The 12,138-nt window shown below is 67.7% G+C and carries 11 protein-coding genes; 5 read left to right on the forward strand and 6 right to left on the reverse strand.

The window, feature by feature from the left end:
- The first annotated feature begins 16 nt into the window (after positions 1–16).
- From ABZ027_RS06140 to ABZ027_RS06160, 5 genes are read left to right on the forward strand one after another with little or no spacing between them, the layout of a single operon-like run.
- Positions 17–763, forward strand: coding sequence for a class E sortase (locus ABZ027_RS06140; RefSeq protein WP_356764827.1), 747 nt, complete (start codon positions 17–19; stop codon positions 761–763).
- Positions 764–779: 16 nt separating this feature from the next.
- The gene (locus tag ABZ027_RS06145; RefSeq protein WP_356764829.1) at positions 780–977 is read left to right on the forward strand and encodes a hypothetical protein; all 198 of its coding nucleotides are present in this window, start codon (positions 780–782) and stop codon (positions 975–977) included.
- Positions 974–1,612 carry an aminodeoxychorismate/anthranilate synthase component II gene (locus tag ABZ027_RS06150; protein WP_356764831.1) on the forward strand — a complete coding sequence of 213 codons (639 nt, stop codon included), beginning with the start codon at positions 974–976 and terminating at the stop codon, positions 1,610–1,612. Before ABZ027_RS06145 ends, ABZ027_RS06150 begins: the two co-directional genes overlap by 4 nt.
- Positions 1,609–2,796: a class E sortase gene (locus tag ABZ027_RS06155; RefSeq protein WP_356764833.1), complete on the forward strand. Its 1,188-nt coding sequence runs from the start codon at positions 1,609–1,611 to the stop codon at positions 2,794–2,796. The genes ABZ027_RS06150 and ABZ027_RS06155 overlap by 4 nt, the downstream gene beginning before the upstream one ends.
- 6 nt (positions 2,797–2,802) lie before the next feature.
- On the forward strand, positions 2,803–3,567 hold the full coding sequence (locus ABZ027_RS06160) for a class E sortase (RefSeq protein WP_356764835.1): 765 nt from the start codon (positions 2,803–2,805) through the stop codon (positions 3,565–3,567).
- Positions 3,568–3,570: 3 nt separating this feature from the next.
- Here the strand turns inward: ABZ027_RS06160 and ABZ027_RS06165 are convergent, their stop codons facing one another.
- The 6 genes from ABZ027_RS06165 to ABZ027_RS06190 all read right to left on the reverse strand — a co-directional run bounded on the left by ABZ027_RS06165 (position 3,571) and on the right by ABZ027_RS06190 (position 12,128).
- Positions 3,571–4,611 carry a restriction endonuclease gene (locus ABZ027_RS06165; RefSeq protein WP_356764837.1) on the reverse strand — a complete coding sequence of 347 codons (1,041 nt, stop codon included), beginning with the start codon at positions 4,609–4,611 and terminating at the stop codon, positions 3,571–3,573.
- Positions 4,612–4,828: 217 nt separating this feature from the next.
- On the reverse strand, positions 4,829–6,829 hold the full coding sequence (gene pknB, locus ABZ027_RS06170; RefSeq protein ID WP_356764839.1) for a Stk1 family PASTA domain-containing Ser/Thr kinase: 2,001 nt from the start codon (positions 6,827–6,829) through the stop codon (positions 4,829–4,831).
- A 171-nt stretch (positions 6,830–7,000) separates the two neighbouring features.
- Positions 7,001–8,476, reverse strand: coding sequence for a penicillin-binding transpeptidase domain-containing protein (locus ABZ027_RS06175; protein WP_356764841.1), 1,476 nt, complete (start codon positions 8,474–8,476; stop codon positions 7,001–7,003).
- Positions 8,473–9,915, reverse strand: a complete 1,443-nt coding sequence (locus tag ABZ027_RS06180) for an FtsW/RodA/SpoVE family cell cycle protein (RefSeq protein WP_356764843.1) — start codon at positions 9,913–9,915, stop codon at positions 8,473–8,475. The genes ABZ027_RS06175 and ABZ027_RS06180 overlap by 4 nt, the downstream gene beginning before the upstream one ends.
- A 27-nt stretch (positions 9,916–9,942) precedes the next feature.
- Positions 9,943–11,517: a Stp1/IreP family PP2C-type Ser/Thr phosphatase gene (locus ABZ027_RS06185; RefSeq protein ID WP_356764920.1), complete on the reverse strand. Its 1,575-nt coding sequence runs from the start codon at positions 11,515–11,517 to the stop codon at positions 9,943–9,945.
- A 98-nt stretch (positions 11,518–11,615) separates the two neighbouring features.
- Positions 11,616–12,128: an FHA domain-containing protein gene (locus ABZ027_RS06190; RefSeq protein ID WP_356764845.1), complete on the reverse strand. Its 513-nt coding sequence runs from the start codon at positions 12,126–12,128 to the stop codon at positions 11,616–11,618.
- Positions 12,129–12,138: the final 10 nt, after the last annotated feature.

Genomic DNA, 12,138 nt, shown 5'->3' on the forward strand with positions numbered 1-12,138 from the left:
GGGGGGCTCTGTGTCGGTGCGGGTGATCGTCAGAACTTTCAGCGAGCTCTGCATCACCCTTGGCGCACTGATCGTGCTGTTCGTCGCCTATGTGCTGTTCTGGACCGGCGTGAAGGCCGACCACGTCATGGATGACCAGATCGACCAGCTGCAGGAGCAGTGGTCGCGGGGCAGCGTGCGTCCGCCGGTGACGACGTCGCCCCACACGACCACTCCGACCGATAGGGCGGCCACCCCCGGTACATCTGAGGGATCCGGCGCCTTGGAGCCCCCTGCGCCGCCGACGGCGTACAAGGGCGGGAAGCCCTTCGCGATCATGTACATCCCGCGGCTTGGTTTCACGTGGAACAAGCCGGTCCTGGAGAACACGGCCACCAGCACCCTGAAGAAGGGGCTCGGTCACTACGCGAACACCGCGCGGCTGGGGCAGAAGGGCAACTTCGCGGTCGCCGGCCATCGACGCACGTACGGCGATCCTTTCAAGGACTTTCCCGAGCTGCGTCGCGGTGACGCGGTGGTGCTGACGGACGGGGTGACCTGGTTCACGTATCGGATCGACAAAGGTCCTTACAAAACCGTTCCCTCGGACGTCGAGGTGATCGACCCTGTGCCACGTAAGTCGGGGTATGCGCGTCCAGGTCGTTACCTCACGCTGACCACCTGCGATCCGGAGTGGGGGCACAGCCACCGGCTGATCGTCTGGGCGCATCTGGACTCCACACAGCCTGTGGAGGCAGGGAAACCTCGGGCTCTACGCCGTTAGTCTGGTGCGGTACGGCGTGAGTCTGGTGCCGTGGTGCGACGGAAGGGACGGCATGTACGGCTGGATCTGGCGGCATCTGCCGGGGAACGCGTGGGTGAGGGCGTTGATCTCACTCGTGCTGGTCGTGGCCGTGGTCTACGTCCTGTTCCAGTATGTCTTTCCGTGGGCGGAACCGCTGCTTCCCTTCAACGATGTGACGGTGGACAACCAGTGACTGCGCGGATTCTCGTCGTCGACAACTACGACAGCTTCGTCTTCAACCTGGTCCAGTACCTGTACCAGCTCGGCGCCGAGTGCGAGGTGCTGCGTAATGACGAGGTGTCGACGGCGCACGCCCAGGACGGCTTCGACGGTGTCCTGCTGTCGCCGGGCCCCGGTACTCCCGAGGAGGCCGGTGTCTGCGTCGAGATGGTGCGGCACTGCGCCTCCACCGGCGTGCCCGTCTTCGGCGTCTGCCTCGGCATGCAGTCGATGCAGGTGGCGTACGGCGGCGTGGTGGACCGCGCGCCCGAGCTGCTGCACGGCAAGACCTCGCTGGTCGAGCACGAGGGGCGAGGTGTCTTCGCCGGCCTGCCCACGCCCTTCACGGCAACCCGCTACCACTCCCTCGCCGCCGAGCCCGCGACTGTCCCGGCGGAGCTTGAGATCACCGCCCGCACGCACGACGGCATCGTCATGGGCCTGCGCCACCGGGAACTTCCTGTCGAGGGCGTGCAGTTCCATCCCGAGTCGGTGTTGACGGAGCACGGACACCAGATGCTGGCCAACTGGCTGGTGGAGTGCGGCGACCACGGCGCGGTGGCGAGGTCGGTGGGGCTCGCCCCGGTGGTGGGCAGGGCCACGGCGTGACTGCGCTGCGCCCCGAGCGTGAGGACTCGTACGGTGGCGCGCCGTACGAGTCCTACGGCTCGGTGCCGTACGAGACCCCGGTCGAGGCGGCGGCGTACGATCCGCCACTCGATCCGCTGTCTTTCGAGCCCGCGGCCGACCAGCCGCCTTACGATCCGGTGTCTTTCGAGCCCGCAGTCGACCCGCTGTCTTACGAGCCCGTCGCGGATCCCGCTCCGTATGTGCCGCCGCTCGATGACGAGACGGTGGCTCTGCGGATACCTGAGCCGCCGACGAGCGCGGTCGGCGGCGAGTCCATATCCGCGTCTGGCGCCTCATCCGCATCACCCGCCACTGGATCCACCCCGGGTGGCCGTGCGGCCCGCAGAAAGGCCGCCAAGCGCCGCCACGGGCGTCACGGCGGCTCGTCGCCTGAGCAGGATCCGGAGTCGGAGTCCGAATCGGCGCCGACGGCGGAGGGGGGCCAACCGCTCTCCCGGGTGGAGGCGCGCAGGCAGGCGCGGGCGCGCAAGGCGAGTCCCGGCGTCGTCGCCAGCCGGGCGATCGGCGAGGTGTTCATCACCACCGGTGTGCTGATGCTGCTGTTCGTCAGCTACCAGTTGTGGTGGACGAACGTCCGGGCGCACGCGCAGGCGGACAAGGAGACGAGCAGCCTCCAGGACGACTGGGCGAGCGGCAAGCGCAACCCGGGCGCCTTCGCACCCGGGCAGGGCTTCGCCATCCTGCACATCCCCAAGCTCGACGTGGTCGTGCCGATCGCGGAGGGCGTCAGCAACAAGAAGGTGCTCGACCGGGGCATGGTCGGTCACTACGGCGAGGGCGCGCTGAAGACGGCGATGCCCGACGCGAAGACCGGCAACTTCGCGCTCGCGGGTCACCGCAACACGCACGGCGAGCCGTTCCGGTACATCAACCGGCTCACGGCGGGTGATCCGATCGTCGTGGAGACGCAGGACAAGTACTACGTCTACAAGATGGCGTCGATCCTGCCGGTGACGCCTCCGAGCAACACCAGCGTCATCGACCCCGTCCCCAAGGGTTCCGGCTTCACCGGGCCCGGCCGGTACATCACGCTCACCACGTGCACGCCGGAGTTCACCAGCAAGTACCGGATGATCGTCTGGGGCAAGATGGTCGAGGAACGGCCGCGCAGCAAGGGCAAGCCGGATGCGCTCGTCCAGTAAGGGCAGATGAACGTGGCAGCGACCACCGACGACACCGAGCACGAAGAGCACACCGGCGCGCCCGCGTCCGCGCCTCCCGAGGCACGTCGCCGCCCCGGCCGTATAGCGACGGCGGTCAGTGTCTTCGGCGAGCTCCTCATCACGGCCGGCCTGGTGCTCGGCCTGTTCGTCGTCTACTCCCTGTGGTGGACCAACGTCGTCGCCGACCGCAAGGCGGACCGGCAGGGCGACAGGGTCCGGGACAACTGGGCGGCCCACAAGGACACCGGGCCCGGTGCGCTGGACACCAAGGACGGCATCGGCTTCCTGCACGTGCCGGCCATGAAGAACGGTGAGGTCCTGGTCGAGAAGGGCACCTCGTCGAAGATCCTGAACGACGGTGTGGCCGGTTACTACACCGACCCGGTCAAGTCCGCGCTGCCGACCACCGGCAAGGACGGCAACTTCTCGCTCGCCGCGCACCGGGACGGCCACGGCGCGAAGTTCCACAACATCGACAAGGTGAAGAAGGGCGACCCGATCGTCTTCGAGACGAAGACCGAGTGGTACGTCTACAAGGTCTTCGCGATCCTCCCCGAGACCTCGAAGTACAACGTCAAGGTCCTGTCGAAGGTCCCCAAGGAGTCCGGGAAGAAAAAGCCGGGCCACTACATCACCCTGACGACGTGCACGCCGGTGTTCACGTCCCGGTACCGGTACGTGGTGTGGGGGGAGTTGGAGCGGGTGCAGAAGGTGGACAGCGAGCGGACGCTGCCGAAGGAACTGGGCTGATACTCAGCGCAGTGCCTTGAGCCGCACACCGGCGCTCCAGGCCTCCACCTCGTCGCGGTTCACCGTGATGACTCCGCTCAGGTCGGCGATCGCCTGGGCTTCGCTGCTGAAGTTGCAGGTGGCGACGAACAGGGCGACGTCCGCACGGCCCACGGCACGTGCCGCGCCGGCGAACTTCTGCATGTCGGCACTGGGGACGGACGAGCGACCGGCGCGGTTCTTGCACTGCACGGCGAGGGTCCGGCCATCGGCGGTGTGTCCCGTGATGTCGATGCCCCTGTCGGTGCGGGCCTGTCGAACGACGACGTCCGTACAGCCGTCACGCTGCAGCAGGTCGGCCACATGGCGCTCGAACGCCTTCCACGTCATGGCCTTGAGCTGGGCCCTCACGGCGTCTGTGGGGGCTTCTCCTTCCAGGGTCCGGAGGCGGCTGTGGTGCCAGCACAGCTTGCGTTCGACGTCCTCGATGTCCTGGCGGAGCTCGATGAGTTCGCGGCGGTGTTCACCTGACGTTTCGATCAGGGCGTTGAACATCGGGACGACGGTCTTGCCGAGGATGTGGGTGAGGCGCTGGTCGATGTGTTCGTGGAGGGAGCTGGTGTCTGTGGCGACGGGGTTTTCCACAGGCTGTGCGCGCGCCAGGTATTCCATGTCGAGGAGGTACCGGCGTACCTGACGGGCGACTTCGCTGTCGCGGAGGAGCATGGCGATGTTGAGTACCGCGCGCCGGGAGTAGATGGTGAGGCTCCGGCGAGCTTGTGGATAACTACCCAGTGAGAGTGACACGTTGTCACTCTCGAATTTCTGCAGGTCAGAGCCTCGTAGAACCGTCATGCCGTTGACGTCCAGCTCTTCGCGGTGGCGCTTGGTGAGCTGCCGGATGACTTCGATGGTGACGTCGAAGTACGTCGCCACCATCGCCGTAGTCACATGCATCCCGTCCGGCAGCAGTGACAGCGATTTGACCTTGTCGAGTACGTCCGTGCGCTCCAGCACGCTGCCGCGCAGGCTCTTGGATTCCAGCAGCGCCGATTCGTTGATCACGTTCTGCCCGTCCGTTCGTGGCGTGGCCGTGCGGCCAGGGCAGAGCTCCGACACCCCACCCCAACCGATCAACGAGTCGTCGGATAGGAAGACACGATCGATGCGGGTACACCTGTCCGTTGAGGTGCGACCACGAGAAAGCCCCAGCACTCTGCGAACAGGTGCTGGGGCTTCGCTCGTGCCAGGGGGACGTGGTGTCCGTCCTCCGTGTGGGCCGCTATCCGGTGCCGCCGCCGAAGAATCCTCCGCCGCCGTTGCCACCGTTGCCGCCATTGCCGCCGTCGCCGCCGATGGTCGTCAGCGTGACCGCGGTGCTTGCCGGGTCGTCGTCGATCTCGGTGTTGCCCTGTGGGTCCTGCTGGGTCACGAAGGCGGTGTCGCTCTGGTTGCTTCCGTTGGCGAACTGGATGTTGGTGAAGCCGGCCGCTTGCAGGGTCTGCTTGGCCTGTCCGACCGTCTGGCCGACGACGCTGGGAACCTGTGTCTTCTTCGGGGCTGCCTTGCCGACCTTCATCTCCACCGTGGAGTTCTTGTCGGCCTGCGAGCCCGCCGACGGCGTGGTCTCGATGACCTTGCCGACCTGGTTCTGGTCCTGGGTCTCCACGTCGGTGCAGTTGCCCTGGAGGTTGTTCGCCGTCATCTGTGCCTTGGCGGCGTCACAGGACTGGCCCAGGACGTCCGGGACGGTGGCCTTCTCCTCGGCCTTGGCGATCTCCAGGGTGATGGTCGAGCCCTTCTCCAGCTCTGTGGCGGGGTCAGGGTCCTGGCTGAGGACGGTGTTCGGTTCCTGGGAGGACTCCGTCTGTTTTGTCTCGACCTTGAAGCCCTTGTCTTCGAGTAGCTGCGTCGCGGTATCGACGTCCTTGTCGATGACATTCGGCACCGCGACCTTCGGCGCCCCGGTGGAGACCACCAGGTTGACGGTGGACTCCTTCTTGACCGTCTTGCCGGAGTCCGGGTCCTGTGTGCAGACCTTGCCCTTGCTCTGGTTCTCGCAGGGCTTCTCCGTGTACACGACCTTGAGTTCTGCGTTCTTCGCCAGCCCGTCGGCCTCGGTTCTGTTGTGGCTCACGAAGTCAGGGACGGTGGTGGTGTCGTTGGCCACCCCTTCGCCCGCGAAGATCCACTTCCCGATCAGAATCGCGCCGACGAGTACCAGAACCCCCGCCACCACCAGCAGAATCGTCGACGTGTTCGACTTCTTCTGGCGGCGTCGGTCGGGGCGGTCGTCGTAGCCGTAGCCGCCGTCGTCCGGGTTCATCGGGGGGAGCATGGTCGTCGCCCCGGCGCCCGCGTCGGAGCGCAGGGCGGTCGTCGGCTGGTCGTCGGGGTAGCCGCCGTAGCCCACGGAGCCCATCGCGGCGGTGGCCGCGACCGGCTGGCCGTCGAGGCAGGCCTCGATGTCGAGGCGCATCTCGTCGGCCGACTGGTAGCGATAGTTCGGGTCCTTGACCAGCGCCTTCAGGACGATGGCGTCCATCTCGGGCGTGAGCTCGGGATCGAACACGGACGGGGCCTGGGGCTCTTCCCGGACGTGCTGGTACGCGACCGCCACCGGGGAGTCGCCGACGAACGGCGGGCGGACCGTGAGGAGCTCGTAGAGCAGACAGCCCGTGGAGTAGAGGTCGGACCGCGCGTCGACCTGCTCGCCCTTGGCCTGCTCCGGGGAGAGGTACTGGGCGGTGCCGATGACCGCGGATGTCTGGGTCATCGTCATGCCGGAGTCGCCCATGGCGCGGGCGATGCCGAAGTCCATCACCTTGACCTGGCCGTTGCGCGTCAGCATGACGTTGGCGGGCTTGATGTCGCGGTGGACGATGCCGGCGCGGTGGGAGTACTCCAGGGCCTGGAGGATGCCGATGGTCATCTCCAGCGTGCGCTCCGGCAGCAGCTTGCGGCCGCTGTGGAGTAGCTCACGCAGGGTGGAGCCGTCGACGTACTCCATGACGATGTACGGGATCGAGACCCCGTCGATGTAGTCCTCGCCCGTGTCGTAGACCGCGACGATCGCGGGATGGTTGAGCGAGGCGGCCGACTGGGCCTCCCGGCGGAACCGGGCCTGGAAGGACGGGTCGCGTGCGAGGTCCGCTCGCAGCGTCTTCACCGCCACGGTGCGACCGAGGCGCGTGTCCATGGCGAGGTATACCTCCGCCATGCCACCACGGCCGAGCACCTGGCCCAGCTCGTACCGGCCGCCGAGGCGACGCGGCTCTTCCATAGCTTGCTACCAGCCCTCTCCGTCGGTCCCGGCTCGCACGGCTCGTGCGGGCCGGAGGCTGCCGTCCGGGCCTACCGTACCCGTCTGGCTCTGTGTGACCTGGCCAAGCCCGTCACCCGATACAGGACCGGTATCGCAACGTGCACCGATGTGAAGGGGACGTGAGCGGGGTCACTTCTTGCTGTTGATGACCGCCTCCATCACGCTCTTCGCGATGGGCGCCGCGAGGCCACCGCCGGAGATGTCGTCACGGACGGCGGCGTCGTCCTCGACCACCACGGCCACGGCGACCGGTGAGCTGCCGTCGGCGAGCTTGGCGTACGAGAGGAACCAGGCGTAGGGGTTCTTGCTGTTGTTCTCGCCGTGCTGGGCGGTGCCGGTCTTGCCGCCCACGGTGACACCGCCGCCGATCTGCGCTTTCGTGCCGGTGCCGTCCTTGACGACGGTCTCCATCATCGACTGGAGGATCTGGGCGTTCTTCGGCGACAGGGGCTGGCTCAGCTTCTCCGGCTCGGTCGACTCGACGGGGTCGAGGCTGGGGGCCTGGAGCTTGTCCACCATGTACGGCTTCATCAGGGTGCCGTCGTTCGCGACGGCCGAGGCGACCATGGCCATCTGCAGCGGGGTCGCGGCGGTGTTGTACTGGCCGATGGAGGACAGCGCGGTCTGCGACTCGTTCATGTCGTCGGAGAAGACCGAGGCGCTGGAGCGGACCGGTGTGAACTGTTCGGCGTCGAAGCCGAACTTCTTGGCCTCCGCCAGCATCTTGTCGTTGCCGAGGTCGGCTCCGACCTTGCCGAAGACGCTGTTGCAGGACACCCGCAGCGCCTCCCGCAGGGTGGCGTTCTTGCAGGGGATGTTCCCCTCGTTCTTCAGCGGGGTCGTGGTGCCCGGCATGATCCACGGCAGCGGCGAGTTCGTCTTGACGTCCGCGTTGTCGTAGAGGCCGTTCTCCAGGGCGGCGGCCGCGGTGACGACCTTGAAGGTGGAGCCGGGCGGGTAGACCTCGCGCAGCGCCCGGTTCAGCATCGGGTCGTTGGGGTTGTTCTTCTTGTCCAGCTTCTTCCAGGCCTCGGCGTCCGACTCGCCGCCGCCGGCGATCGTGGAGGGGTCGTACGACGGGTACGAGGCCAGCGCCAGGATCTTGCCCGTGGACGGTTCGATCGCGGCGACGGCGCCCTTCCCGCGCCCCTTGAGCCCGTTGTACGCGGCCTTCTGCGCGGCGGCGTTGAGGGTGGTGACGACGTTGCCGCCCTCCCTCTCCTTGCCGGTGATCATGTCGAGGGTGTTGCGGAAGAACAGCCGGTCGTCGTTGCCGGTGAGGATGCCGTCCTCGATGTTCTCGAGCTGGTTGGCGCCGTAGGCCTGGGAGACGAAGCCGGTGACCGGCGCCCACATCGCGCCGTTCTTGTACGTGCGCTTGTACTTGAAGTCGCCCTTCGACGTCGTCGTGTACCCGGTGATGGGGCTGCCGCCGACGATGATGTTGCCGCGGGGTGAGGCGTAGCGCGCGATGGCGACGCGGCGGTTGTCGGGGTCCTCACGCAGGGTGTCGGCCTGGACGTACTGGATCCAGTTGTCGCGGGCGAGCAGTGCCAGGACGAGGAGTCCGCAGAAGATCGCGATCCGGCGCAGGGGCTTGTTCATGACGGGCGGACCACCTGGGTCATCTCGGCGTCGGGGCTGGGGGCGGGGGCCGGCGCCGGGCGGCGTGCGGTGTCGCTGATGCGCAGCAGGATGCCGATCAAGGCCCAGTTGGCGATGACGGAGGAGCCGCCGTATGCGACGAACGGCAGGGTCATGCCGGTCAGCGGGATGAGGCCCATGACACCGCCGGCCACCACGAAGACCTGGAGGGCGAAGGCGCCGGACAGACCGACGGCCAGCAGCTTGCCGAACGGGTCGCGGGCCGCGAGCGCGGTGCGCACGCCGCGTTCCACGATCAGGCCGTAGAGCAGCATGATCGCCATGACGCCGGCCAGGCCCAGTTCCTCGCCGAAGGTGGCGAGGATGAAGTCGGAGTTGGCGGCGAAGCCGATGAGGTCGGAGTTGCCCTGACCGAGGCCGGTGCCAAGGGTGCCGCCGGAGCCGAAGGCCCAGAGGGCTTGCATGGACTGCTCGGTGTGGCCCAAGACGCCCTGTCGACTGAGCGTGTACTCGTGCATCGGGTCGAGCCAGGCCTGGACGCGCTGCTGGACGTGCGATTCGAAGGAGGCGACGCCGACGGCGCCGGCGGCCGACATCAGCAGACCGAAGACGATCCAGCTGGTCCGCTCGGTGGCGACGTACAGCATGATGATGAACATCCCGAAGAACAGCAGGGATGTTCCGAGGTCGGTCTCGAAGACCAGGACGAGGATCGAGATGACCCAGACGACGAGAATCGGACCGAGGTCGCGGCCGCGGGGCAGGTACAGGCCCATGAAGCGGCGGCTGGCCAGGGCCAGGGCGTCTCTCTTGACCATGAGGTAGCCGGCGAAGAACACCGCCAGGGCGATCTTCGCGAACTCGCCGGGCTGGAGCGTGCCGAGGCCGGGGATCCTGATCCAGATCTTGGCGCCGTAGATGTTCGCGCCGAGCCCGGGGACCAGCGGCAGAACCAGCAGGAACAGCGCGCCGGCCATGGAGATGTAGGTGTAGCGCTGCAGGACGCGGTGGTCCTTGAGGAAGATCAGGACGACGACCAGCAGGGTGACGCCCATCGCGGAGTACAGGAGCTGGCGGGGTGCGGCCGCGACGAAGTCGTCGCTCGCCTGCAGCCGTTTCGACTGGTCCAGTCTCCAGATGATGACCAGACCGAGCCCGTTCAACAGGGTCGCCAGAGGCAGCATCAGCGGATCGGCGTACGGCGCGAACTTCCGGACGACGAGGTGACCGACGCCTGCGAGCAGGCCGAGACCGAGGCCGTAGCTCAGCAGTCCGGGCGGCACCTCGTCGTTGATCGCCAGTCCCACGTTGGCGTACGCGAAGACCGGGATGAGGACGGCGAACACCAGGAGGGCGAGCTCGGTGTTGCGCCGGCTCGGCGTTCCGATCGAGCCGATCGTGGACGTGTGGTGCGTCGACGGGTTGGTTGTACTGCTCATCGTGTGTCGGGGCCTCTCACGGCTTGCCTACTGCGTACCGCACTGCGAGACGACCTTCTGCTCTTCCTCCGAGAGAGTGGGGCCGGGGCTGGGAGCAGCGGGTGCGGTCGTGGACGGGGACGGGGAGGACGGCTGCGAACCCGACGGGTTGGGTGTCGGTGTCGCCTTGGACGTGAGGGAGGTGCGGGTGGTTCCCGTGGTGCCCCCGGCCTCGCCCGCGCCGGTCTTGGAGTTCTGCTGGCTCTCGGCCGACTGCTGCTGGGACTGCTTCTGGCACGCGGAGGCCTGAACGGAGAGCTCGGTGATCTTCTTCTGGGCGCTCTTCAGGTCGCCCTCGGCGATCGTGCTCTCCACCAGCTTCTGCTGGTACGGCGGCAGGTACTTGAGTTCGATCTCGGGGTGGTCCTTGGACACCTTCGAGAGGGACATCCAGGCCAGGTCCTGGCTGATGCCCTGGTACAGCGCGACGTGCTCGCCGTTGGTGCCGACGTAGTACTGGGTCTGGGTCCAGCGCCAGCCGCCGTAGAGGCCGCCGCCGATGACGCCGAGCGCGAGCACGAGGTAGACGGATCTCTTCAGCCACCTGCGGCTCTTGCGGTGCTTGACGAAGTCGTCGTCGCCGTAGTCGCCGAAGCTGCCGTCGGGAACGTAGCCGGTGGTGTCGGCGGAGCCGGGCGGGCCGAACTCGCCGCCTGAACCGCCCTGCCCGGGCACCTGGCGGCCGAGCCCGGAGGCGCGGCCCGCCGGGGTCTGCATGATGCCGTTGTCGCTCAGGTGGTTCTGGTTCTCGGCGACCGCGCCGACGACGACCGGGGTGTCGGACAGGTGCCCGGCGAGGGTGTCCCCGGTGTCGAGGTCGAGGACGTCGGCGATGATGACCGTGATGTTGTCGGGGCCGCCGCCGCGCAGTGCGAGCTCGATCAGGTTCTGGACGGTTTCCTGGGGGCCCTGGTAGCTGGCGAGGGTGTCCTCGAGGGTCTGGTGGGACACCACCCCGGACAGGCCGTCGGAGCAGATCAGGTAGCGGTCGCCGGCGCGGACCTCGCGGATGGAGAGGTCGGGTTCGACGTGGTCGCCGCTGCCCAGCGCGCGCATCAGCAGGGAGCGCTGCGGGTGGGTGGTGGCCTCTTCCTCGGTGATCCGGCCCTCGTCCACGAGGCGCTGCACCCAGGTGTGGTCCTGTGTGATCTGGGTGAGGACACCGTCGCGGAGCAGGTAGGCGCGCGAGTCGCCGACGTGCACCAGGCCGAGCCGCTGGCCGGTCCACAGGAGCGCGGTGAGCGTGGTGCCCATGCCCTCCAGTTGCGGGTCCTCCTCGACCATCGCGCGCAGTTGGTCGTTGGCGCGCTGGACGGCGGTGCCGAGCGAGGTGAGGACGTCGGAGCCGGGTACGTCGTCGTCGAGCGCGACGATGGTGGAGATGGCCTCGGAGGAGGCGACCTCGCCGGCCGCCGCGCCGCCCATGCCGTCGGCGATGGCGAGCAGGCGCGGACCGGCGTATCCGGAGTCCTCGTTGCCCTCCCGGATCATGCCTTTGTGCGATCCGGCGGCGAAGCGCAGTGACAGACTCATGCGCACCTCGCCCGTCGGCTCCGGGTACATCCGCACGGTGCCCACCCTCCGGTCGGGAGCGCGCCGGGGCCCGGGGTGGGGGCCGCCGCTGCGTGCTCGCTCCGCTCGCGCCTATTCATGATGTAGCACTACTTCCGCAGCTCGATGACGGTCTTGCCGATGCGGATCGGCGCGCCCGGTCCGATCGGTGTGGGGGTCGTCAGCCGCGTTCGGTCGAGGTATGTGCCGTTGGTGGAGCCCAGGTCCTCGACGATCCACTGTCCGTCGCGGTCCGGGTAGATCCTGGCATGACGGCTGGAGGCGTAGTCGTCGTCCAGCACGATGGTGCTGTCGTGGGCCCGGCCCAGGGTGATGGTCTGGCCCTGGAGTGCGACGGTGGTGCCGGTGAGTGTGCCTTCGGTCACCACCAGCTTGGTGGGGGCGTTACGACGCTGCCGGCCCCCGGCGGCCTGCTGGCGCTGCTGCGGGGGCGCGGCCTGTCGGGCGGCCTGCTGGGGCCGTCCGCTCTCCCGGCGCGAACCGCGCTGGGTGACACGCGTACCGAACAGGTCGCTGCGGATGACCTGCACGGCCACGATCACGAACAGCCACAGTACGGCTAGGAAACCCAGCCGCATGACCGTGAGGGTCAGCTCTGACATTGCCCCCGCT

The organism is Streptomyces sp. NPDC006332, assembly GCF_040612855.1.
Classification (GTDB): domain Bacteria; phylum Actinomycetota; class Actinomycetes; order Streptomycetales; family Streptomycetaceae; genus Streptomyces.